29 protein-coding genes are annotated in these 21,794 nt (G+C 68.8%); 21 read left to right on the top strand and 8 right to left on the bottom strand.

From position 1 onward, the window contains the following. Positions 1-77: 77 nt before the first annotated feature. The 3 genes from JWP60_RS09885 to JWP60_RS09875 are packed head-to-tail and all read left to right on the top strand — an operon-like array spanning position 78 to position 2,765. Positions 78-1,382, top strand: a complete 1,305-nt coding sequence (locus JWP60_RS09885) for an SDR family oxidoreductase (protein WP_299789953.1) — start codon at positions 78-80, stop codon at positions 1,380-1,382. Further along, the gene (locus JWP60_RS09880; protein WP_299789949.1) at positions 1,382-1,858 is read left to right on the top strand and encodes a DUF2269 domain-containing protein; all 477 of its coding nucleotides are present in this window, start codon (positions 1,382-1,384) and stop codon (positions 1,856-1,858) included. Before JWP60_RS09885 ends, JWP60_RS09880 begins: the two co-directional genes overlap by 1 nt. Before the next feature lie 7 nt (positions 1,859-1,865). After that, positions 1,866-2,765, top strand: coding sequence for an NAD(P)/FAD-dependent oxidoreductase (locus tag JWP60_RS09875; protein WP_299789946.1), 900 nt, complete (start codon positions 1,866-1,868; stop codon positions 2,763-2,765). 203 nt (positions 2,766-2,968) lie between these two features. Here the strand turns inward: JWP60_RS09875 and JWP60_RS09870 are convergent, their stop codons facing one another. Continuing rightward, a complete protein-coding gene (locus tag JWP60_RS09870) occupies positions 2,969-3,355 on the bottom strand; it encodes a DUF488 family protein (RefSeq protein ID WP_299789943.1) in 387 nt (128 codons plus the stop codon). Between the two features lie 19 nt (positions 3,356-3,374). Further along, positions 3,375-3,683 carry an antibiotic biosynthesis monooxygenase gene (locus tag JWP60_RS09865; RefSeq protein WP_299789940.1) on the bottom strand — a complete coding sequence of 103 codons (309 nt, stop codon included), beginning with the start codon at positions 3,681-3,683 and terminating at the stop codon, positions 3,375-3,377. 114 nt (positions 3,684-3,797) lie between these two features. Here JWP60_RS09865 and JWP60_RS09860 point away from each other — a divergent pair, with 114 nt between their 5' ends. The 3 genes from JWP60_RS09860 to JWP60_RS09850 are packed head-to-tail and all read left to right on the top strand — an operon-like array spanning position 3,798 to position 6,097. Continuing rightward, positions 3,798-4,763, top strand: a complete 966-nt coding sequence (locus tag JWP60_RS09860) for a helix-turn-helix domain-containing protein (RefSeq protein ID WP_299789937.1) — start codon at positions 3,798-3,800, stop codon at positions 4,761-4,763. A gap of 40 nt (positions 4,764-4,803) precedes the next feature. Then, complete coding sequence (locus JWP60_RS09855; RefSeq protein WP_299789934.1) at positions 4,804-5,070, top strand: YciI family protein; 267 nt, start codon at positions 4,804-4,806, stop codon at positions 5,068-5,070. Between the two features lie 16 nt (positions 5,071-5,086). Continuing rightward, a complete protein-coding gene (locus JWP60_RS09850; RefSeq protein ID WP_299789931.1) occupies positions 5,087-6,097 on the top strand; it encodes an LLM class flavin-dependent oxidoreductase in 1,011 nt (336 codons plus the stop codon). Between the two features lie 57 nt (positions 6,098-6,154). Here JWP60_RS09850 and JWP60_RS09845 read toward each other — a convergent pair whose 3' ends face one another. Continuing rightward, positions 6,155-6,559 carry a response regulator gene (locus tag JWP60_RS09845; RefSeq protein ID WP_299789928.1) on the bottom strand — a complete coding sequence of 135 codons (405 nt, stop codon included), beginning with the start codon at positions 6,557-6,559 and terminating at the stop codon, positions 6,155-6,157. A gap of 82 nt (positions 6,560-6,641) precedes the next feature. Here JWP60_RS09845 and JWP60_RS09840 point away from each other — a divergent pair, with 82 nt between their 5' ends. The 6 genes from JWP60_RS09840 to JWP60_RS09815 all read left to right on the top strand — a co-directional run bounded on the left by JWP60_RS09840 (position 6,642) and on the right by JWP60_RS09815 (position 11,577). Beyond that, entirely contained in the window at positions 6,642-7,664 is a 1,023-nt protein-coding gene (locus tag JWP60_RS09840) for a methionine synthase (RefSeq protein ID WP_299789925.1), read from the top strand. Positions 7,665-7,815: 151 nt separating this feature from the next. Continuing rightward, positions 7,816-8,229: a hypothetical protein gene (locus JWP60_RS09835; RefSeq protein WP_299789923.1), complete on the top strand. Its 414-nt coding sequence runs from the start codon at positions 7,816-7,818 to the stop codon at positions 8,227-8,229. A gap of 152 nt (positions 8,230-8,381) precedes the next feature. Next, positions 8,382-9,611, top strand: coding sequence for an ergothioneine biosynthesis protein EgtB (gene egtB / locus JWP60_RS09830; RefSeq protein ID WP_299790202.1), 1,230 nt, complete (start codon positions 8,382-8,384; stop codon positions 9,609-9,611). Continuing rightward, positions 9,605-10,525: an L-histidine N(alpha)-methyltransferase gene (egtD, locus tag JWP60_RS09825; protein ID WP_299789922.1), complete on the top strand. Its 921-nt coding sequence runs from the start codon at positions 9,605-9,607 to the stop codon at positions 10,523-10,525. Before egtB ends, egtD begins: the two co-directional genes overlap by 7 nt. Positions 10,526-10,537: 12 nt before the next feature. Further along, a complete protein-coding gene (locus tag JWP60_RS09820) occupies positions 10,538-10,819 on the top strand; it encodes a DUF427 domain-containing protein (protein WP_299789920.1) in 282 nt (93 codons plus the stop codon). Between the two features lie 29 nt (positions 10,820-10,848). Beyond that, the gene (locus JWP60_RS09815) at positions 10,849-11,577 is read left to right on the top strand and encodes a 2OG-Fe dioxygenase family protein (RefSeq protein ID WP_299789918.1); all 729 of its coding nucleotides are present in this window, start codon (positions 10,849-10,851) and stop codon (positions 11,575-11,577) included. Positions 11,578-11,670: 93 nt separating this feature from the next. Here the strand turns inward: JWP60_RS09815 and JWP60_RS09810 are convergent, their stop codons facing one another. Together JWP60_RS09810 and JWP60_RS09805 are read right to left on the bottom strand one after the other, a co-directional pair. Beyond that, the gene (locus JWP60_RS09810) at positions 11,671-12,429 is read right to left on the bottom strand and encodes an SDR family NAD(P)-dependent oxidoreductase (protein ID WP_299789917.1); all 759 of its coding nucleotides are present in this window, start codon (positions 12,427-12,429) and stop codon (positions 11,671-11,673) included. A gap of 21 nt (positions 12,430-12,450) precedes the next feature. Next, positions 12,451-13,098, bottom strand: coding sequence for an RluA family pseudouridine synthase (locus JWP60_RS09805; protein WP_299789916.1), 648 nt, complete (start codon positions 13,096-13,098; stop codon positions 12,451-12,453). Between the two features lie 80 nt (positions 13,099-13,178). On the opposite strand from JWP60_RS09805, the gene JWP60_RS09800 reads away from it, so the two are divergent. Both JWP60_RS09800 and JWP60_RS09795 read left to right on the top strand, forming a co-directional pair. Then, the gene (locus JWP60_RS09800) at positions 13,179-13,826 is read left to right on the top strand and encodes a DUF47 domain-containing protein (protein ID WP_299789914.1); all 648 of its coding nucleotides are present in this window, start codon (positions 13,179-13,181) and stop codon (positions 13,824-13,826) included. A 7-nt stretch (positions 13,827-13,833) separates the two neighbouring features. Beyond that, entirely contained in the window at positions 13,834-14,844 is a 1,011-nt protein-coding gene (locus tag JWP60_RS09795) for an inorganic phosphate transporter (protein WP_299789912.1), read from the top strand. A gap of 141 nt (positions 14,845-14,985) precedes the next feature. Here JWP60_RS09795 and JWP60_RS09790 read toward each other — a convergent pair whose 3' ends face one another. Then, positions 14,986-15,432, bottom strand: coding sequence for a hypothetical protein (locus JWP60_RS09790; protein ID WP_299789910.1), 447 nt, complete (start codon positions 15,430-15,432; stop codon positions 14,986-14,988). Then, the gene (locus JWP60_RS09785; protein ID WP_299789908.1) at positions 15,429-15,956 is read right to left on the bottom strand and encodes a GNAT family N-acetyltransferase; all 528 of its coding nucleotides are present in this window, start codon (positions 15,954-15,956) and stop codon (positions 15,429-15,431) included. The genes JWP60_RS09790 and JWP60_RS09785 overlap by 4 nt, the downstream gene beginning before the upstream one ends. A gap of 134 nt (positions 15,957-16,090) precedes the next feature. Between JWP60_RS09785 and rpsP the strand changes: the two genes are divergently transcribed. The 7 genes from rpsP to JWP60_RS09750 all read left to right on the top strand — a co-directional run bounded on the left by rpsP (position 16,091) and on the right by JWP60_RS09750 (position 21,235). Next, positions 16,091-16,375: a 30S ribosomal protein S16 gene (gene rpsP, locus JWP60_RS09780; protein ID WP_299789906.1), complete on the top strand. Its 285-nt coding sequence runs from the start codon at positions 16,091-16,093 to the stop codon at positions 16,373-16,375. A gap of 6 nt (positions 16,376-16,381) precedes the next feature. Continuing rightward, positions 16,382-16,975, top strand: a complete 594-nt coding sequence (gene rimM, locus JWP60_RS09775; protein WP_299789903.1) for a ribosome maturation factor RimM — start codon at positions 16,382-16,384, stop codon at positions 16,973-16,975. Positions 16,976-17,031: 56 nt separating this feature from the next. Next, the gene (locus tag JWP60_RS09770; protein ID WP_299789900.1) at positions 17,032-18,063 is read left to right on the top strand and encodes an acyltransferase; all 1,032 of its coding nucleotides are present in this window, start codon (positions 17,032-17,034) and stop codon (positions 18,061-18,063) included. A gap of 12 nt (positions 18,064-18,075) precedes the next feature. Beyond that, a complete protein-coding gene (trmD, locus tag JWP60_RS09765) occupies positions 18,076-18,819 on the top strand; it encodes a tRNA (guanosine(37)-N1)-methyltransferase TrmD (protein WP_299789897.1) in 744 nt (247 codons plus the stop codon). A gap of 111 nt (positions 18,820-18,930) precedes the next feature. Continuing rightward, positions 18,931-19,311, top strand: coding sequence for a 50S ribosomal protein L19 (rplS, locus tag JWP60_RS09760; protein ID WP_299789894.1), 381 nt, complete (start codon positions 18,931-18,933; stop codon positions 19,309-19,311). A 73-nt stretch (positions 19,312-19,384) separates the two neighbouring features. Then, positions 19,385-20,101, top strand: a complete 717-nt coding sequence (locus JWP60_RS09755) for a CoA pyrophosphatase (protein ID WP_299789891.1) — start codon at positions 19,385-19,387, stop codon at positions 20,099-20,101. A gap of 132 nt (positions 20,102-20,233) precedes the next feature. Further along, the gene (locus JWP60_RS09750) at positions 20,234-21,235 is read left to right on the top strand and encodes a CobD/CbiB family protein (RefSeq protein WP_299789888.1); all 1,002 of its coding nucleotides are present in this window, start codon (positions 20,234-20,236) and stop codon (positions 21,233-21,235) included. 48 nt (positions 21,236-21,283) lie between these two features. Here JWP60_RS09750 and trxC read toward each other — a convergent pair whose 3' ends face one another. Beyond that, positions 21,284-21,736 carry a thioredoxin TrxC gene (trxC, locus tag JWP60_RS09745; protein WP_299789885.1) on the bottom strand — a complete coding sequence of 151 codons (453 nt, stop codon included), beginning with the start codon at positions 21,734-21,736 and terminating at the stop codon, positions 21,284-21,286. Positions 21,737-21,794: the final 58 nt, after the last annotated feature.

Below are 21,794 nucleotides of genomic sequence, written 5' to 3'. Positions count from 1 at the left end.
CCGGGGGCTCGGCTTCTCAAAGGGTAACCGGCCCAGTGACCCGCGCCGCCGCGAACAGGCCCTAGACTGGCGGCTCCTTGCCCGCCACCGCCATGCGCGTTCTTGTCACCGGTGCTTCCGGCTTCATCGGCCACGCTGTCGCGCATGCCTTGCGGCAGCGGGGACATCGCGTCGTGCGCGGGCTGCGCCATCCGCCGCCCGGCGCGACCGACACGCTGCTGGTGGACTTCGCGATGGTGCCGCGCCGCGAATGGTGGCTGCCGCGGCTGAAGGACATCGACGTCGTCGTCAATGCGGTGGGCATCCTGCGCGAGCAGCGCGGGCAGAACTTCCGCGGCCTGCACAGCGATGCGCCCGGCGAGCTGTTCCACGCCTGCGCGGCAGCCGGGGTCGGCACCGTGGTGCAGGTCTCGGCGCTCGGAGCCGATGGCGACGCGCGCTCCGCCTATCACCTGAGCAAGAGGGCGGCGGACGACGTGCTGCGCACCCTGCCGCTGCGGGGCGCGGTGGTCCAGCCCTCGCTGGTGTACGGCCCCGGCGGCACCAGCGCGGCCCTGTTCAACAAGTTGGCGGTGGCACCGCTGTTGCCCTTTCCCGAGGGCGGCCGCATGCAGGTGCAGCCGGTGCACATCGCCGACCTGGTCGCCGGCATCGTGCGCGTCGTGGAGCAACCGCCGCCGGCGATCGAGACGCTGGTCTTCGCGGGCCCCCAGCCGATCGCGCTTGCTGCCTATCTCTCGCAGTTGCGACACGGCCTGGGTGAAGCAGGGCGCCTGCGCATGCTGCCGCTTCCGGCCAGTCTGTTCCGCCTCGGTGCCAGTCTCGCCGCGCACCTGCCGGGGAGCATGCTCGATCGCGAGACCGCGGACATGCTGCTGGCGGGCAACGCCACGCAGCACAACGCGCTGCCCTCTCTGCTGGGGCGGGCGCCGCGGCCGCCGGAGAATTTCATCGCTCCGGAGACGCGCGAAGCAACGCGGCGCATGGCGGTGCTGGATCTCTGGACGCCGGTGCTCCGCGCGGCCCTGGCGTTCCTCTGGATCTGGACGGCCATCGTGTCCTTCGGCCTGTACCCCGTGCAGGGCAGCTACGAGCTGCTGGCGGGCGTGGGGCTGCACGGGCGCATCGCGACCTTCGCGCTCTATGGCGCGGCGGCGCTCGACCTGCTGTTCGGCGTGCTGACCCTGGCGGCGCCGGCCCGCTGGCGCCGCTGGCTCTGGCTCGCGCAAGTGGCACTGATCGCCGGCTACACGGTGCTGATCACGGTGTTCCTGCGCCAGTACTGGCTGCATCCTTATGGCCCGATCTCCAAGAACATCCCCTTGCTGGCCCTGATCGGCTTGCTCTGGGCATTGGAGCCGCGAGCCCCGAGGCGACGCTGATGGACTACCTGGTGCTGAAGTGGGTGCACATCCTCTCGTCCACGATTCTGTTCGGCGCCGGCATCGGCTCGGCCTTCCACCTGTTCGCGGCGACGCTGCGGCGGCACATCGCGGGGGTGGCCAGCAGCACGCGCAACGTGGTGCTGGCCGACTGGCTGCTCACCACGCCGACGGCCATCCTGCAGCCGGTGAGCGGCATCGCCCTGGTCAACAAACTCAGCCTGCCCCTGGGCACTCCCTGGGTGGCGTGGTCGCTCTCGCTGTACGCCGTGGCGATCGCCTGCTGGCTGCCCGTCGTGGTGCTGCAGATCCGGATGCACAAGGTCGCCGCTGACGCGGAACTGCGAGGCGCACCCGTGCCCGTTGGCTACGACCGCATGTTTCACTGGTGGACCGGCCTGGGCCTCGCCGCCTTTGCCGTCTTCCTGCTGATCTTCTGGCTGATGGTCACGAAGAAGCTCCCATGGTCTCCCTGATTCCCGCATGCCCGAAGAACTCCTCGATTGCCTGATCATCGGCGGCGGCGCCGCCGGCCTCACGGCCGCCGTGTACCTGGGGCGCTACCAGCGGCGCGCCCTGATCGTCGATGCCGGGCATAGTCGCCTCCAACGCATTCCGCGCACGCGCAACGTGCCGGGCTTTCCGGACGGCATCGAAGGCGCGGAACTGCTGGCGCGCATGCGCGAGCACGCGCGCAAGTACGGCACACCCACCGAGCAGGCCACGGTGGAAAGCCTGCAGCGCCTGGAGGACGGCAGCTTCCGTGCCGAAGCGCAGGGGCGCGCCTGGCGGGCCCGCTTCGCGATCCTGGCCACCGGTGCGTGCGACGTCGAACCGGAGATCGATGGCATCCGCGACGCCATGCTGGCCGGGCAGGTGCGCTACTGCCCGATCTGCGACGGCTTCGAGACGCAGGGCCAGCGGGTCGCGGTGCTTGGGCGATCCGGCCACGGGCTGCGCGAGTCGCTCTTCATCTCCGGTTTCGACAACCAGGTCACCTGGCTCGCCATGGCGACGCACGAGGAGGTCGACCCGGCGCAGCTCGCGCAGTTGCGCGCTGCCGGCGTGCGCCTGGCCGAAAGCCCGCCGCGTCGCATCGACTGCGGATTGGAGAACTGCGGCGTGCGCGTGGAGCTGCAGAACGGCCAGGTGCTGGAGTTCGACACGCTGTATCCCGCGCTGGGCCTGCGGCATGTGTGTGAGCTGGCGACGGCGCTGGGTGCCCGCGCCCGCGAGAACGGCCAGCTGGAGGTGGACGCGCACCAGGAGACGACGGTGCCCGGCCTGTATGTCGCGGGCGACGTGGCGGTCGACCTGAACCAGATCAGCGTGGCGGCAGGGCACGCGGCGATCGCGGCGACGGCGATTCACAATCGCTTGTAGCGGGACCCTCGGATGTCATCCCGCGCCCGTTGGATGTCATCCCGGGCTTGACCCGGGATCCACGACGGCCTGTGATCGATTGCCGCGTGGATTGCGGGTCAAGCCCGCAATGACATCCTCCGCGCCCCGCAATGGCATCCTCCGCGCTCCGCAATGACATCCTCCGCGCTCCGCAATGACATCCCTCGCGGCCGCAATGACCTTCACGAAATCTCCGCGCCGCGCTCCACCAGCAACTGCCGCAACACCGACCGGTGGCAGTGCTGCTCCTCCTCGCAATAACATCCGAGCGAGAACGCCGTCTGGTGCGACAGCGCCGCCAGCGTATCGAGCACATGGCTCGCCTCGGGCCGCTTCATCTCCGCCTGGAACTTGCGGCGGAAGGCGGCCCACTGCTGGTCGTCGGCGGCGGCGCGCCCGTGCGTCATCAGCTCCGCACTGGGTGCGAGGTTGGGCAGCCACACGTCGTAGAAGTCGCGCGCCGCGAATTCCTCTTTGGGCACCCCGCGCGGCGGCCGCCGCACCGTGCCCAGCCGCAGGCCCTCGCCGGGTGCGCGCGGGGTGCCGAGGCGGACGATGCGGATGGCCATGCCGGCGAGCTTGCCGGCCTCAGGACGAGCCGACGTTCTTCAGCCCGAGCACGTCGATGCGCTCGATGGACGGCGGCTTGGAGAACAGCTCGTCGGCCTTGGCCATCAGCGCCTGCGCGATCGGTCCGTTCAGGTGCGCGTCCACCCCTTGCTGGTTCTCGAAGGCGTCGAAGATGCCGAAGGTGCTGGGCGACAAGCGCAGCGCGAACCAGATCGGGGTGGTGCGTTCGTCGCGCGCCATCTGCAGGCCGGCCTGCAGGAAGCCGGCGACCGCTTCCTCCTTGCCGGGCTTGGCTTCGAGACGGGCGAACAGGGCGTGCGTGATCATGATGAGGCTCTCCTGGGTGGACCCGCCAAAGCGGCAGACCGATGCGCACTGTAGGCCTGGCAAGACGCGCCTGGAATGGTCAGAATGGACTGGTTCCATAGCGATCCTGCCAATATGCAAATCTCCGTTCTGGCGCTCGACGGTGCCTTCGATACCGGGCTGGCGGCGGTGATGGATGCCTTCGCCACCGCCAACGAACTGGCCGAGATGCAGGGCCTCGCCTCGCTGCATTTCGACGCGCGCCTGGTCGGCTTGCGCCGGCGGGTGAAGACCGCGCTCGGCCTGACGGTGCCGGTGGTGCCCGCCGGGCAACTGAAGTCGCCGGACTGGATCGTCGTGCCTGCCATCGGCACCAAGATGCCCGGTCCGCTGGTGGCCGCCCTGGACCGGCCCGACGTCCGTGACGCCACCGCCGCGCTGCGCCAGTGGCATGCCGGCGGCGCGCGCATCGCGGCCGCCTGCATCGGCACCTTCGTGGTCGCCGAGTCGGGGCTGCTCGCTGGCCAGCACGCCACCACCACCTGGTGGCTCGCGCCCCTGTTCCGCCAGCGCTATCCCGAGGTGCGGCTGGAGGACTCGCGCATGCTGGTGCACTCGGGGGGCTTCCTCACCTCGGGCGCTGCGCTCAGCCACATCGACCTGGCGCTGGCGCTCGTGCGACAGGCCAGCCCCGAGCTGGCGGCGCTGACCGCGCGCTACCTCGTGGTCGACCCGCGCCCTTCGCAGTCGGCGTACGCGATTCCCGATCACCTCGCGCATACCGATCCGCTGGTGGAACGCTTCGAGGCGTGGGCGCGTGGCCGCCTGGACCAGGGGTTTTCGCTGAACGACGCGGCCAGCGCGCTGGCCACCAGCAAGCGCACGCTGGCGCGGCGCATGAACGTGGTGCTGGGCAAGTCGCCGCTGTCGTACTTCCAGGACCTGCGCGTGGAGCGCGCCGTGCACCTGCTGAAGACGAGCCCGCAAAACCTCGATCGCATTGCCGAGCAGGTCGGCTATGCCGACGGCCTCACGCTGGGGACGCTGCTGCGCCGGCGCCTGGGCAAGGGCGTACGCGAGTTGCGCACCGCCCAGGCGTGAGGCCGCGTTACCCTGTCGCCAAGCCAAGGAGAGCCAGCCGATGAAAGTCCTGATGTTCTACGAACTGGCCGAGGACGGCCTGAAGCGGGTGCCCGTCCACATGGCCAATCACCTGGCCCGCGTGCGCGAGTTCCATGGCCGCGGCGTGATGCTGATGGCCGGCCCCTACGGCGTGCCGCCGGTGGGCGCGCTGGGCGTCTTCACATCCCGCGCCGCTGCCGAGGAGTTCGCCCGCGACGACCCCTTCATGCTCAATGGCGTGGTGGGCCGCTGCACTTTCCACGAGTGGAACGAGCACCTCGCCTGACGCAGACAATGGCGGCATGACCGCTGCCCTGCGCCTTTCCGTCCTCGACCAGTCCGTTGCCTGCGCGGGTCGCCCGCAGGACGAATCCATCAGCAACACCGTCGCGCTGGCGGAGCACTGCGAGCGCCTCGGCTACGAGCGCTTCTGGCTGAGCGAACACCATGCGCTGCCCACCATCGTCGGCACCGCACCGGAAGTGCTGATGGCGGCCGTGGCGGTGCGCACCTCGCGCATCCGTATCGGCAGCGCCGGCGTGATGCTCCCGCACTACTCGGCCTTCAAGGTCGCCGAGCAGTTTCGCGTGCTGGATGCGCTGGCGCCGGGCCGCATCGACCTGGGCGTGGGCCGAGCGCCGGGCAGCGACCAGCGCACGGCGATGCTGCTCAATTCGAATGCCCGCGCGGCCGACGACTTCCCGCAGCAGGTGCGCGATCTGCACGCCTGGGTGAGCGGCCAGGATCTGCCCGGGGGCCATCCCGGCCGCGGCGTGTCGGCCTATCCGCGCGGCAGCACCGAGCCGCAGCTGTGGATGCTGGGCAGCTCGGGCTATGGGGCGCAGTTGGCCGGGCACTTCGGCCTGCCGTATTCCTTCGCGTACTTCATCACCGAAGGCGAGGGTGCTGCCGAGGGGCTGGAACTGTACCGGCACATGTTCAAGCCGGGCGTGATCGACAAGCCGCAGGCCAACATCTGCGTCTGGGCCCTCGCCGCGGACACCGAGGAGCAAGCGTGGCACCTGTTCGCCAGCCGCGAGCGCGCCCGCGTCGACCGTCAGATCGGCCGCTTCGGCCCGCTGCTGCCGCCGCAGGAGGCCGCACGCGAGTACACGGCGGGCGAGGAGGCCTACCGGCAGACGCTGCGGCGCAAGGCGATCGTGGGCACGGGCCCTCAGGTGCTTGCGCGGCTGCGCGCGCTCGCCGAAGAACTGCAGATCGACGAGGTCGTCGTCATCACCTGGACCTGGGATCCGCTGGCGCAGCGCCGGTCGTATGAATTGCTGGCGCAGGCAATGCGCGAAGCCAGGTAAGACTCGCGTTGGGGACGCAAGTCCAAGGCGGACATCCGGCCTGCGACAACTACAACCTTAGTCCCGCGCCAAGCCCAGCGCGATCGTCACCGCTGCCCGCAATTCCTCGGTGCTGGCGCTCTTGGACAAGGTGGGGTACTCGCCGAACACGCCTTCCAGGTCGGGCGCTTCCTCGGGGCCGACCAGCGCCGTCAGGTAGAGCAGGGGCACGCCGGCCGTGCGCGCGTCCTGCGACAGCGCAAATGCGACCTCGTCGCCCTGCAGGCCCGGCATGTTGATGTCGCACAGGATCACGCCGGGCAATTCCGTGCGAGCCGTCTCCACGGCCTGGGCGGGGTCGCTCAAACCGACCACGTGGAAGTCGGGGCCCAGGCGGCCGGCAATGGCCCAGGCGACCGCTTCGTCGTCGTCGATCACGAGGACACAGGGCTTGGCTTTCTCCGGATCGGGCAGGGTGCGCATGGGTGCGTGGGGCTGGGCTTTTGCGGTAAGGTGCCACGATCATAGGTGCACCGAAGTAATCAACGGCCCAGGAGACCACTGCATGTTCCCAACGACGATCGCCGGCAGCCTGCCCAAGCCGGAGTGGCTGGCCGAAACCAACAAGCTCTGGCCGCAGTGGCGGGCCCAGGGCCAGGCGCTGCAGCAGGCCAAGGCCGACGCCACGCTGCTCTGGATCAAGGTCCAGGAAGACGCCGGTCTCGACGTGATCACCGATGGCGAGCAGTCGCGCCAGCACTTCGTGCACGGCTTCCTCGAGCAGGTCGATGGCATCGACTTCGCGCACCAGGTGGAGATCGGCATCCGCAACGACCGCTACAAGGCGATGGTGCCGCAGGTCGTGGCGCCGCTGCGGCTGAAAGGGCGGGTGCATGCCTTCGAGGCGCGGCTGGCCCGCGCGCACACGAAGAAGAAGCTGAAGTTCACGCTGCCGGGGCCGATGACCATCGTCGATACGGTGGCCGATCGCTACTACGGCGACCGCGTGAAGATGGCTTTTGCCTTTGCCGAACTGCTGAACCAGGAGGCGCGGGCGCTGCAGGCGGACGGCGTCGACGTCATCCAGTTCGACGAGCCGGCCTTCAACGTCTACATGAGCGACGCAGCCGATTGGGGCGTGCGCGCGCTCGAACGCGCGGCCGAGGGGCTGACCTGCACCACGGCCGTCCACATCTGCTACGGCTACGGCATCGACGCCAACAACAACTGGAAGAAGACGTTGGGCGAGGAATGGCGCCAGTACGAGCAGGTGTTTCCCGCGCTTGCGGCCAGCCGCATCGACCAGGTGAGCCTCGAGTGCTATCACTCGCACGTGCCGCCCCACCTGATGGCCTTGCTGGCGGGCAAGGACGTGATGGTCGGCGTGATCGACGTTGCCAGCCCCGAGGTGGAAACGCCGGAACAGGTGGCCGAAACCATAGGCCGTGCCCTGCAGTTCGTGGCCCGCGACCGCCTCTTTCCTTGCACCAACTGCGGCCTGGCACCCATGGACCGTGGCATTGCGCTGCGCAAGCTCGAGGCACTCGGCAAGGGCGCGGCCTTGGCGCGCGAACGATACGGGGCCTGAGCGTGCGGGCAAGTTAGTACTGGCCTTGCAAATTGTTCTGTAGGACTTCTTCGACTCGACGTCGGACGCCGCCTTGTGCAGCCGCGCACGGCCGCCTACACGGGGCTACTGCAGCGCTTGGGTAGAACACGGCAGTTCCAAGGGAGCTGTCATGACAACGAGCGCAAAGTCATTCCCGTCCAGGTCCGTGTTCGCCGCCGCAGCCCTGCTGCTTGGCGGCTTGGCTGCCACGGCCGTGGCCGCGCGGGAGCCGGAGGACTGGCGCAATGCCACGACCGGCGGCCCGCTGCGCCCCGGCGTCTATGGACGCATCGTGATCAAGGGCAAGGTCGCGCCGCCGGTGATCTTTCCCCATCCCCTGGTCGCCGATGGCAGCGCGCCTGTTCATGCGCAAGCCGTCTACCTGTACGTTCCGCCGGGGCAGGTGCGCAAGTGGAGCCAGAACTGCGCCAAGTGGTCGGCGTGCGAAGAGCCCGTGCTGTTCGTGCGCGTCGACGACAGCCCCAGTCGCTGGGGGCATTGGCGGCTGTTGCGCGAGCAAGTGGCCCTGCACCAGCACGACTGAAGCCCCGCGGCCCCACGGGCCCGCGAATTTCCCCGCCGTGCTGTAATGATCCGGCAGGGAATCCACTCAACCGGCGGCGCTGCGGCAGCAGACGCGCTGCACACCAGGAGGCCGGATCCATGTCCTCGAATCCCATTGCCGCGGGGCCCGTCATGCCGGCGGGCGCCAGCCGGCAGGCTCTGGCCGAGCGCTTCGCGGCCGTGCGCGCGCGCACCGTCGCCCTCGCCGCGCCGCTGTCGCCCGAAGACCAGTGCGTGCAGTCGATGCCCGAGGCCAGTCCCACCAAGTGGCACCTCGCGCACACGAGCTGGTTCTTCGAGGCCGTCGTGCTGGCGGCGCATGCGCCCGACTACCAGGTGTTCGAGCCGCGCTGGCACCACCTGTTCAACTCCTACTACGAGTCGCTCGGGACGCGCCATCCGCGGCCGCAGCGCGGCCTCTTGACGCGTCCGCTGCTGGCCTCCGTGCATCGCTACCGCGCGCACGTGGAGGCCGGCATGGAGCAGCTGATGACGCAGGCCGACGGCGACACGTGGCGCGCCGCGCAGCCCCTCATCGAGCTGGGCGTGCAGCATGAGCAGCAGCACCAGGAGCTGATCCTCACCGACATCCTCCATGCGCTGTCGTGCAATCCGTTGCTGCCCGCGTACGAGCCGGTGGATGCGCCCGCGCTGCGGCTGGCCACCGCCACGCCCGCGCTCGAGTGGTTGGCCGGGCCGGCCGGGCCGGTGCGCATCGGCCATGCGGGCGAGGGTTTTGCCTTCGACAACGAAGGGCCGCGGCACACCGCCTGGCTGCAGCCGTATCGCATCGCCGACCGGCTGGTGACCTGCGGCGAGTACGCCGACTTCATCGCCGATGGCGGCTATCGCAGGCCGGCGCTGTGGCTGTCCGATGGCTGGGCCCTGGCGCAGGCGCAGCAGTGGCAGGCGCCGTCCTACTGGCTGGCGCCGGACGACCCGCGCGCCCCCTCGTCGCAGTGGCAGGTCTTCGGCCTCGACGGCGTGCGGCCGCTGGATGTTCACGCGCCGGTGCTGCACCTGAGTTTTTACGAGGCAGCGGCGTATGCGGAATGGGCCGGCGCGCGGCTGCCGACCGAGGCGGAATGGGAGGCGGCCTGCGAGCTGCCCGGCATCCGCCAGATGAATGGCCACGCCTGGCAGTGGACGCGCTCCTCGTACGACCCCTACCCTGGCTATCGGCCGTGGAGCGGCGCCGTCGCGGAATACAACGGCAAGTTCATGGTGGGCCAGGTCGTGCTGCGCGGCAGCAGCCTCGCCACCGCGCCCGGCCATGCGCGCGCGAGCTACCGCAACTTCTTTGCGCCGGCGGCGCGCTGGCAATTCAGCGGGCTGCGGCTTGCCAAGGACGGTGCATGCTGAGCGAATTCGCCCGCGACCTCATCGCTGGTCTGGCGACCCGCCCGCACAGCATCTCACCCAAGTACTTCTACGACATCGAGGGCTCGCGGCTGTTCGACCGCATCTGCGAGCTGCCCGAGTACTACCCCACGCGCAGCGAACTGCAGATCCTGCAGGACCGCGCGGGAGAGATCGCGGCGCTGGCCGGGCGCGGGGCGGAGATCGTCGAATTCGGCGCCGGCTCGCTGCGCAAGGTGCGGCTGCTGCTGCAGGCCTTCAAGGCGCCGGCGCGCTACCTGCCGATCGACATCTCGGGCGAGCATCTGCGCGACGCCGCCGGCATCCTGCGCGGCGAATTCGCGGGGCTCGACGTGCAACCCGTCGTGGCCGACTACACGCAGGCGCTGCAGCTGCCGCCGGCGCGCGGCACGGGCCAGCGCATCGGCTTCTTTCCCGGCTCCACCATCGGGAACTTCACGCCCGAAGAAGCGCTGGTCTTTCTGCAGCGCGCGGCCGAAATGCTGCGCGGCGGCGCGCTGCTGCTGGGCGCCGACCTGGTCAAGGATCCGCAGGTGCTGCACGCCGCGTACAACGACGCGCAAGGCGTGACCGCGGCCTTCAACCTGAACTTGCTGGCGCGCGCCAACCGCGAGCTGGGCGCCAACTTCGTGCTGCCGCAGTTCGCCCACTACGCTTGCTATAACGCGCCGCGGCAACGCATCGAGATGCACCTGCTGAGCCGGGTGCGGCAGGAGGTCGCGTTTGCCGGCCAGCGCTTTTCGCTCGACGAAGGCGAGAGCCTGCAGACCGAGAACTCGTACAAGTTCACCATCGAGGGCCTGCGCGCGCTGGCGCGGCGCGCCGGCTTCCGTCCGGGGCCGGTGTGGACCGATCCCGCGCGCCTGTTCAGCGTGCACTGGCTGCACGCGCCCTGAAAGGAGATCCGCATGAAAGCCATATGGAAGGGCGTGACCGTGGCGGAGAGCGACGACACGGTGGTCGTGGAAGGCAACCACTACTTCCCCGCCAGCGCGCTCAAGCGCGAGTACGTCACCTTCAGCAACCACCGCACGAGCTGTCCGTGGAAAGGGCAGGCCAGCTACTACTCGCTGATGGTGAACGGCGAGTTGAACCCGGAAGCAGTCTGGTACTACCCCGATCCCAAGCCGGAGGCCGAGATGGTGAAGGACCGGGTGGCGTTCTGGAAGGGCGTGACGGTGACGCAATGAGGGGCAGCGCGATTCGTTAAGCTCGCGGCATGCTCCTGCGGCCTGCCTATACCTATCCCGATCAACTCACCGCCCTGCTGCGCCAGCAGGGCTATGCGGTGCTCAGTCCGCAAGGCGTGGCGCAATGGAGCGGCTGCAGCCTCGAAGAGCTGATGGCGCTGCGCACCACGTGGGGCGCGCTGCCCCCGGACCAGTACCTCAAGGACGGCGGCCGCTATCGGCGGCGGCGCCACTCCTGCTTCGTCGCGCGAGACAGCGGCGTGGCGCTGGCACCGCATCGCGCCCACTGGCAGCCCGTGGAATACAACGCGCTGCATGGCGGCATGCAGCGCTGGTTCGAGCCCATGGAAGCGGGCCTCGTCGCGCAACCGGCATGGACCCGGCTTCTTGCAGCGATGGCGCAGGTGGCCAGCGATGTGCGCGGGCCGCAGCCGTGGTTCCTGGAGGCGCACCAGTTCCGCATCGACACCGAAGGCGGCATCGGTCGGCCGACGCCCGAGGGCGCGCATCGCGATGGCGTCGACCTGGTGGCGGTGTTCCTGATCGCGCGCGAGGGCATCAAGGGCGGTGAGACCCGCGTCTTCCAGTCCGACGGCCCGGCCGGCCAGCGCTTCACGCTGACCGAGCCCTGGAGCCTGCTGCTGCTGGACGACGCCCGCGTGATCCACGAATCCACCCCGATCCAGCCGGTGGCGCAGGCGGGGTATCGGGATACGCTGGTACTGACGGCGCGGGCCGAAGGATTCCAGGGCGATTGATGTCGTAGGCTGGGCTTCGCGTCAGCGAACCCCAGCTTTCCCGGCGCAGCGCTGGGGTGCCTGTCGGCAGCCCAGCCTGCGAGAAGCCGCGCTTCAATCGCGCACGTCGGCCACCGGATTGCGCCCGAAGTCTTCCCGCTGCAGGAAGGCGATGATGCGCGCCGCGGCCTCCTGCGGCGACGCCAGCATGCCCTTCTCCTTCAGGCCCACGAAGTTGCCGCGGTCGGGGAACTGCGAGGCATCCGCCCCGCGCAGCTGCACCTGCATGTCGGTATCGATCACGCCCGGGGCCAGCGAGCAGATGCGCGCGCCGTGCGGCAGTTGCTCCTGCTCCAGTGCCACGCAGCGGGTGAAGTGGTCCATGCCGGCTTTCGCTGCGCAATAGACCGCCTGCGATGCCATGGCGCGCCGGCCCAGGCCCGAGGAGATGTTGAGGATGCGCCGCGGCATCGCCCAGGCGGCCGTCGCGCGCAGGAAGGCCGCCGTCAGCAGCATCGGCGCTTCCAGGTCCACCCGCATGGCCTCGGCCAGGTCGGCGGCCGCAATGGCTTCGACCGGCGCGATGCGCGGAATCATGCCGGCGTTGTTGATCAGGGTGACCGACGCCAGCTCACCGCTGTCCTGCGGCTTCAGCCAGGCTTCGAGCCGCGCTGCGGCCGTGTCGGCGCGGGCCAGGTCCTGCGGCCACTGCTCGCAGCTGCGGCCGGCCTGCGTGGCCTGGGCCGCGAGTTCGTCGCTGGTCTTGCGCGAGAGGCACAGGAGGTCGTGGCCACTGGCCAGCAGCTGCCGCGCCATGGCGAGGCCCATGCCGCGCGAGGCGCCGGTGAGGATGGTGAGGTGTCGCTGGGTCATGCGCGCATCGTACGCAAGTTGCTAGAACGGCGCGGCGCTGGCGAAAACCAGTGGCTCGCCGCTTGCCGGATGCGCCAATGCCAGGCCCGTCGCGTGCAGCGCCAACCGGTCTGAGCGCTCGCGCACCGTGGTCGGCGCATAGAGCGCATCCCCCAGGATCGGATGGCCGATCGCCTGCAGGTGCACGCGCAACTGGTGGGTGCGGCCGGTCACCGGCTCCAGCGCCAGCCGCGTGCTGTCGTCGCCGCGCTCCAGCACGCGCCAGTGGGTCACGCTGGGCCGGCCCTGCTCGGGGTCGACCTTCTGCTGCGGGCGATTCGGCCAGTCACGGCCAACGGGGAGGTCGATCATGCCTTCATCCCCGGGGATCGTGCCGGCGACGACTGCCTCGTAGCGCTTGGCCACGGCGCGGTCGGCAAAGGCGCGGCTCAGCACGCGCTGCATGTGCAGGCCGCGGCCCATGAGGACCAGGCCCGAGGTGGCCATGTCCAGCCGGTGCACGATCAGCGCGTCGGGCCACAGGCGCTGGGCACGCGCGGAAAGACAGTCCTGCTTGTCCTCGCCGCGGCCAGGCACGGCCAGCAGGCCCGAGGGCTTGTCCATCACCAGCAGGTGTTCGTCGACGAAGACCAGGCCTTCGGAGAATCGGTAGGGCGTGCTGTATTTCATATTCCGCAATGGGCAAGGCGACCCCGCAGGTAAACTGCCTGCGGTTTGCATAACGACATCCTCCGGCGCGCTCCTCCCCCATGCTCTTCAAGAAACTGCTCCCAAAAGAAGGCAACTTCTTCGAAATGTTCAACCAGCATGCCGAGCGCATGGTGGAAGGCGCCCACGCCTTCTCCAACCTGGTCGCGAACTACAACGACATCAATCTGCGCGAGCAGTACAACCGCGAGGTCGACCACGCCGAGCGCGCGGCGGACAAGGTGACGCACGAGGTGAACCGGTTGATCCACTCGACCTTCATCACCCCGATCGACCGCGAGCAGATCCACACGCTGATCAACACCATGGACGACGTGGCCGACCTGATCCAGGATTCGGCCGAGACCATGGCGCTGTACGACGTGCGGCACATGACCGAGGAGATCACGCGCCTGACCGACCTGAGCGTGCGCTGCTGCGAGCGGGTGAAGGAGGCGGTGAGCCTGCTGTCGCGCCTGTCGGATCCTAACTGCGCCACCGCGGCCCTGAAGACCTGCGAGGAAATCGACAAGCTCGAGTCCGACGCCGACCGCGTGATGCGCTCGGCGCTTAGCAAGCTGTTCCGCGAAGAGCCGGACGTGCGCGAAGTGCTCAAGCTCAAGGCGATCTACGAGCTGCTGGAGACCATCACCGACAAGTGCGAGGACGTGGCCAACGTCGTCGAGGGCATCGTCCTCGAGAACTCCTGAGGTCGGCATGAGCTCAACGCAAGCGGCCCTGTGGGTCGTCGTCCTGCTGGTGGCGATCGCCCTGGTGTTCGACTTCATGAACGGCTTCCACGATGCCGCCAACTCGATCGCCACCGTCGTTTCCACCGGCGTGCTCAAGCCAGCGCAGGCCGTGGTGTTTGCCGCCTTCTTCAACGTCGTCGCGCTGTTCGTCTTCCACCTGAGCGTGGCCGCCACGATCGGCAAGGGGGTGGTCGAGCCCGGGGTGGTCAACGTGCACGTGGTGTTCGGTGCCCTGATGGGAGCCATCGCCTGGAACTTCATCACCTGGTGGTACGGCATCCCGAGCAGTTCCTCGCACGCGCTGATCGGCGGCATCTGCGGCGCCGTGATCGCCAAGGCCGGCGCCAGCGCGCTGGTGGCCGAAGGCATCTGGAAGACGGTGATCTTCATCTTCGTCTCGCCGGTGCTCGGCTTCGTGCTCGGTTCGCTGATGATGGTGATCGTCGCCAACATCTGCCGGTCCACGCGCCCCAGCAAGGTCGACAAGTGGTTCCGCCGGCTGCAGCTGATTTCCGCCGGCGCCTACAGCCTGGGCCACGGCGGCAACGATTCGCAGAAGACCATCGGCATCATCTGGATGCTGCTGATCGGCACGGGCCACGTGGCGCAGAGCGCGGCGATGCCGCCGGCCTGGGTGATCATCTGCTGCTACACCGCCATGGGCCTGGGCACCATGTTCGGCGGCTGGCGCATCGTCAAGACCATGGGCCAGAAGATCACCAAGCTCAAGCCGGTGGGTGGCTTCTGCGCCGAGACCGGCGGCGCGCTGACGCTGTTCCTCGCGACCGCGCTGGGCATCCCGGTGTCGACCACCCACACGATCACTGGCGCGATCGTCGGCGTGGGCTCCACGCAGCGCATGAGCGCCGTGCGCTGGGGCGTGGCCGGCAACATCGTCTGGGCGTGGATCTTCACGATCCCGGCGAGCGCGTTCGTGGCGGCGATTGCCTATTGGGTGAGCTTGAAGCTGTTCTGAACTTCCAGCCACCGGACGCAGAAGGCGCGGAAGTTACGCAGAAGTCGCAAAAGGAATTCAAGAAAATCTTGATCTTTCTCTTCTGCGACTTCTGCGAAGTTTCTGCGCCTTCTGCGTCCGGTTGTCCGCATTCGACGGCCCTTACTGCGAAATCGCCCGCCCTTCCTCCACCTGGTTCTCGAAGTACGCCTGGAAGCTGATCGCGATGCTGGTCATGAGGACGGTGGCGCCGACCATCAGGGCCAGCGCGATCGCCCAGACGGTCGCCCAGCGGGTCTGGCCGGCCGCGGCTTCGGGGTCGGCCTTCGGATTGAAGCGGGCGTTCCAGTCCTCCGGCTTCTTCAGGCCATAGACGATCGCCGTGAGGCAGCAGGCGGCGAAGGTGAACCCGAGCAGCGGCACCAGCAGCCAGCTCAAGACATCGTCCTGCCCCAGGTCGCGCATGCGCAGCACGCCGTAGACGCCCATCACCGTGGGGAGCGGCAGCAGCCAGCCCAGGAGGTCGCGCACGCCGTGCAGGTAGAAACGGTGCAGGCCGATGGGGCCGCCGAGGAAGGCCAGCCAGGCGGCCAGGGTCTTGTTCTTCATGCGGCCTCCGGCGGGGTGCGGCTGCCTTCGCCGATCGATTTTTCCATCAGCACGATGTCGAGCCAGCGGCCGAACTTCCAGCCGCAGGCCTCGATGGTGCCCACGTGGCGAAAGCCCACGGCCCGGTGCACGCCGATCGAACGCACGTTGCCCGAGTCGCCGATCACGGCGATCAGCTTGCGCACGCCCGCGGCATGGGCGTGCCGCACGAGTTCGGACAGCAGCTTGTTGCCGATGCGCTGCCCCGCTGCGTCGGGGTCGAGGTAGATCGAGTCCTCGGCCGAGTAGCGGTAGGCCGGGCGCGGCTTGAACCACTGGCAGTAGGCGAAGCCCAGCACGCGGCCGTCGAGATCGGCCACGAGGTAGGGCAGGTCCTTGGCGAGCACGTCGGCGCGGCGTGCCGCCATGTCGGCCTCGCTCGGTGACACGGTCTCGAAAGTGCCCGTGCCGTGGGACACATGATGGGCGTAAATGGCAGTGATGGCGGGGAGATCCCCGTCGGTACTGGGCCGCAGAATGAGCATTGGGTGGAAGGAAGTTATAATCGTCGGCTTTGCGGCGTGTCGCTGGCCGGGTGGCCTAGTCGCGTGTCTCAACGTCGCAGGAATCAATTGCTGGTTTCGTAGCGAAACCCTTGCATCCACCCGAAGGATAAATCATGGTCGTCATTCGACTCTCCCGCGGCGGCGCCAAGTCCCGCCCGTTCTACAACATCGTCGTCGCCGACAAGCGCGTGCGCCGTGACGGCCGCTTCATCGAGCGCCTGGGTTTCTACAACCCCCTGGCCAAGGATGGCGAGGAAAAGATGCGCGTGGCGCAGGACCGCCTGACCTACTGGCGCGGCGTCGGCGCGCAGGCTTCGCCCACGGTCGAACGCCTGCTCAAGGATGCGGCCGGCCAGGCTGCTCCGGCGGCCGCTGAAGCCGCCCCGGCACAGGCTTAAGGCGCCATGGCCGCACCCGGCCGCCCGGCAGCCACGCTGCCGGCGCAGATCGAGCCCGCGGAACTGCCCGCGGACGCCATCGAAGTCGGGCGCATCGCCGATGCCTGGGGGATCAAGGGCTGGTTCAAGGTCCTCCCCCACAGCGCCGACCCGCAGGCGCTGTTCTCTTCGACCCGCTGGTACCTGCAAGCTTCCGAGCGAGGCCCGCAAGCCTTCACCGGCACGGTGCTGCTGCGGGTGCGCGAGATCAAGGAGCATTCCGACACCGTGGTCGCCCGCGCCGATGGCGTGGAAGACCGCAGTGGGGCCGAGGCATTGCGCGGCGCCCGCGTGTTCATTCCGCGTTCCTCCTTCCCGACGGCGCAGGAGGACGAGTTCTACTGGGTTGACCTGCTGGGACTCGACGTCTTCAATCGCGAAGGCGTGCACCTGGGGCGCGTGAAGGAACTGATGGCCACCGGGCCGCATTCCGTGCTGGTGCTCGAATACGAAGAGGGCGGCAAGACGCTCGAACGCATGCTGCCCTTCGTGGCTGCCTATGTCGATGGCGTGGACCTGCCCGGGCGCCGCATCAACGTCGACTGGCAAGCGGACTATTAGCAGCCGTGCAACAGCAGACTCGACAGGGTCTGCCTTCTTCGGCAGCATCGCGCGCAATGAAGTACAACCCAGCGCTGGACGGCCTGCGCGCCGTGGCCATCCTGGCCGTGATGCTGTTCCACGCGCGAGCCCCGCTGGCCTCGGGCGGATTTCTCGGCGTCGACGTCTTCTTCGTCCTGAGCGGCTACCTGATCACATCGCTGCTGCTCGCGGAACTGGCGGTCTTCGGACGCATCGAGCTGGCGGCGTTCTGGCGGCGGCGCCTGCTGCGGCTGACGCCGCCCTTGCTGACGATGCTCGCTGTCTACGTGCTGGTGGCGCCCCGGCTCTGGCCCGAGGTGCGGGACCACGGCAGCCAGGCGGCTCTCGCGGCTGTCTATCTATCCGACTACGGCGTCGCCTGGTGGGGGATGCCGCGCTTCGTCAGCCACACGTGGTCGCTGGCGGTGGAAATGCATTTCTACCTGCTGTGGCCCTTGCTGCTCTGGGGCGCATTCCGGCGCTGGAAGGGGGCTTCCCTGCCGGCGGTGCTGGCCGTCGGCTGGCTGCTCGCCACCGTGCTGCGGTGGTTCTGGCTGGTGCTGGGACATGGTTGGCAGGAGGTCTACTACCCGACCGACACGCGCCTGTCGGGCCTGATGCTGGGGGCGTGGCTCGCAGCGGCGCTGCGCGATGCGCGCTGGCGACTGGGGCTGCGCAGCCTGCAGCCCTGGACGCTTTGGCTGCCGGCGGCGGCGATGCTGTGCCTGCGCTTCCAGTGGCAGGACTTCTCGGTGATGACGTGGGGCATGAGCCTGGTGGAAGTCGCCACCGCTGCCGCGCTGTTCGCGGTGCGGGACCGTTCCTCGCAACTGGCGCAGATGCTCTCGCGGCCCTTGCTGGTCTGGTTGGGCAAGCTCTCGTACGGCCTGTACCTGTGGCACTATCCCGTCTTCTACTACCTGCGCGAGGACTGCCGCTATCGCTGGGACGACGTGCTCCTGGTCGGCGGCCCCCTCAGCCTCGCATTAGCCGCTGCTTCCTGGTACACGGTCGAAGCATGGGTGACCCGCCGGCGAGGCGGCGGGCTTGCGGTCCGGGCGCGCTGAACGCGAACCGACATGCGCTTCGACGTCGTCACCCTGTTTCCGGAACTGTTCGCGCCTTTCCTCGCGGCGGGCGTGACGCGCCGCGCGTACGAGGGCCGGCTGGTCGACGTGCGCCTGTGGAACCTGCGCGATTTCGCGCAGGGCAATTACCGGCGCGTCGACGACCGTCCTTTCGGCGGCGGCCCCGGCATGGTGATGATGGCCGAGCCGCTGGCCCGCTGCCTCGCGGCGCTCAAGGCCGAGCGATCGGATGCCGCTCCCGTGGTTCTCTTCTCGCCGATCGGCGAGAGGCTGGATCACGCCGGCGTCGAGCGCTGGTCGGCGAGTGCCGGTGCCATCCTGCTGTGCGGCCGCTACGAGGGGATCGACCAGCGCTTCATCGACACGCACGTCGACGTGCAACTGAGCCTGGGCGATTTCGTGCTCTCGGGCGGCGAACTGGCGGCCATGGCACTGCTCGATGCGGTGGCGCGCCTGCAGCCCGGCGTGCTGAACGACGCCGGCAGCCACCAGGAAGACAGCTTCAACCCCGCGCTCGACGGCCTGCTCGATTGCCCGCACTACACCCGGCCCGAGGAATGGCAGGGGCAGAAGGTGCCGGCCGAACTGCTGTCCGGCCACCACGCCCAGATCGGTGCCTGGCGCCGCCGGCAGCGGCTGGCCATCACTGCGCGGCACCGGCCCGACTTGATCGCCGCCGCCCGCCAGGCCGGGCGCCTGACCCGGCTCGACGAGGATTTTCTCGCCGGGCTATAATCACCGGCTTCCCGATCCTCTGTTCGGCCGTGTTGCCGCCGTCGCCCCCTGGGTGACCCCGGTGCGAGCAACACCCTTAGCGCAGCGCGGACACGATCGCCCAAGGAAACCATGAACCTGATCCAGACCCTCGAGCAAGAGGAAATCGCCCGCCTGGGCAAGAAGATCCCCGAGTTCGCCCCCGGCGACACGGTGATCGTCAGCGTCAACGTCGTCGAAGGCAGCCGCAAGCGTGCGCAGGCCTATGAAGGTGTGGTGATCGCCAAGCGCAACCGCGGCCTGAACAGCGCCTTCACGGTGCGCAAGATCTCCAGCGGCGAAGGCGTCGAGCGGACTTTCCAGACCTACAGCCCGCTGATCGCCAACATCGAAGTCAAGCGCCGCGGCGATGTGCGCCGCGCCAAGCTGTACTACCTGCGCGAGCGTTCCGGCAAGTCGGCCCGCATCAAGGAAAAGCTGGCCTACCGCGACCGGGCGCCCGCCGCCGAGTAATCGGACGGAGCCAGCCTCCCGAAACAGCCGCCGCCTGCCCAGTGCTCGCGGCGGTTTTTCTTTGATGCACCCCATGCCGATCGACCCGTCCGCCGCCATCCCGCCCGACACGCCGCTGTCCAAGATCCCCAACTTCGACCCGCGCGAGGCGCCCGTCGTCGCCGTCGACACGCAGTTGCCGGCGGTGGCTGCGGCCCGCCTCACGCCCGACGCACTGCGCCGCCGCTTCGCGCAACCGCCCGCGTGGGAGCCGGAGCTGCGCTCCGAAAAGCGCTTCAGCCAGCGCGAGCCCGCGGCAGCCGCGGTGCTGGTGCCGATCGTGCTGCGTGAACGGCCGACGGTGCTGCTCACGCAGCGCACCGTGCACCTCACCACCCACCAGGGCCAGGTCGCGTTTCCGGGGGGCAAGCGCGACGACACCGACGTCGATGCCGCCGACACCGCGCTGCGCGAGGCGCACGAGGAGATCGGTCTCGAGCGCCCGCTGGCGGAAGTGATCGGCACGCTGCCCACGTACACCACGGGCACGATGTTCATCATCACGCCGGTGATCGCGCTGGTGCAGCCGGATTACCAGCTGGCGCTGAACGCGTACGAGGTGGACGATGCCTTCGAGGTGCCGCTGGATTTCCTGATGGATCCGGCCAACCACCGGCTGCATGCGATCGAGTTGAGCGGCGTGCGCCGGCAGTGGTTCTCGATGCCGTATGCCGACAACGGCAAGGACCGGTTCATCTGGGGCGCGACGGCGGCGATGCTGCGCAACCTGTACCGGTTCCTCGCGGCCTGAGTTTTTGCATGGATGTCGTCCCGGGCTTGACCCGGGATCCACGCTGCGCCGATGCAAGGGCAGTCGTGGATTGCGGGTCAAGCCCGCAATGACATCCTGGGACATCCTCCGGCCCCTCGTTATGATCCCCGCATGTCCTTCTTCGCGATCCTGTTCGCGCTGCTGATCGAGCAGGTGCGGCCACTGGCGCCGCACAACCCGATTCATTCCGGGCTGCGGGTCTGGGCGCGTTGGGTCAGCAGCAATTTCGACGCCGGCAAGCCGCAGCATGGCTGGGTGTCATGGGTCCTGGCGGTGGTGGCCCCGGCCGTGCTCGCCCTGGCCATCCACTGGCTGCTGCTGGTCTTCATCGGCTGGCCCGCGGCCATGGTGTGGAGCGTGCTGGTGCTGTACGCCACGCTGGGCTTTCGGCAATTCAGCCACCACTTCACGCAGATCCGCGACGCTCTCGAGTCCGGCGACGAGGTCCGCGCCCGCCAGTTGCTGGCGCTGTGGCAGCGCGGCGACGCGAGCGAACTGCCCCGCAGCGAGATCGTGCGGCACGTCATCGAATACTCGGTGCTGGCCGCGCATCGCCATGTATTCGGTGTGCTGGCGTGGTTCTCCATCCTGGCGGCCTTCGGCCTCGGTCCCGCGGGGGCCGTGCTGTATCGCATGGCCGAATTCGTCGCGCGCTACTGGCGCCATCGCAATCGCATGCAGCTGCAGCCGGCCAGCGAGGCCCTGCAGTCCGCGGCGGCACGCGCATGGACGGCGGTCGACTGGCTGCCCGCGCGCATCACGGCGATCGCCTTTGCGGTGGTCGGCAGCTTCGAGGAAGCCATTGATTGCTGGCGCAACCATGCGCAGCGCTTTCCCAACGACAACGACGGCGTGATCCTGGCGGCGACTTCGGGGGCGGTGAACGTGCGCCTGGGCGGCGAAGCACTGCGGCCGGTGTTCTCGCCAGGCAGCTCGCAGACCTTCCAGGCCGCGGGCCTCGCCGCCTCCGAGCCGCCGACCGACACGACCAGCACGCCGGGCCGCGAAGCCGAGGTGGGGCACCTGCGCAGCATCGTGGGGCTGGTGTGGCGCTCGGTGGTGTTGTGGATGGTGTTGCTGGCCTTGCTCACCCTGGCCCGGTTGTTGGGGTGAGCGGGCGCGCTGGGGTGCGCTACGCGCAGCCCAGCCAACCAATGCGAATCACGCCGGCGTGAACACGCGCGCCAGCTGCGACTGCGTCCAGCGCACGATGTCGGCGGTGCCCATCGCGCCGGCCTGGCGCGCCACCTCGCGGCCGCCCGCGAACAGGGCCAGCGTCGGAATGCTGCGGATGTTCAGCCGCGCGCCCAGGCCCTGCGCTTCCTCGGTGTTGACCTTCACCAGCTGCACGCGCGGTTCGAGCTGCGCGGCGGCCTGCTCGTAAGCGGGGGCCATCATGCGACAGGGCCCGCACCAGGGCGCCCAGAAGTCCACCAGCACCGGCACCTGGCTGCGCGTGATGTGACGCTCGAACTCGGTGGCACTGAGGTTGACCGGCTCGCCCGTGAAGAGGGCGCGGTGACAGTTGCCGCAATCGGGTCCCTTGGCCAGATCCGCGCTCTGGACCCGGTTGGTGGTGTGGCAATGCGGACAGACGACATGCAGCTGGCTCATGGGCGGGTGCGCTCCTCCTTGCTGGAAGATGCGGGCGGCCCGCCGGGACACAAGAGCC

The organism is Ramlibacter sp. (assembly GCF_028291745.1).
Taxonomy (GTDB): Bacteria; Pseudomonadota; Gammaproteobacteria; order Burkholderiales; family Burkholderiaceae_C; genus Ramlibacter.
This window is presented reverse-complemented; position numbering and strand designations above follow the sequence as displayed.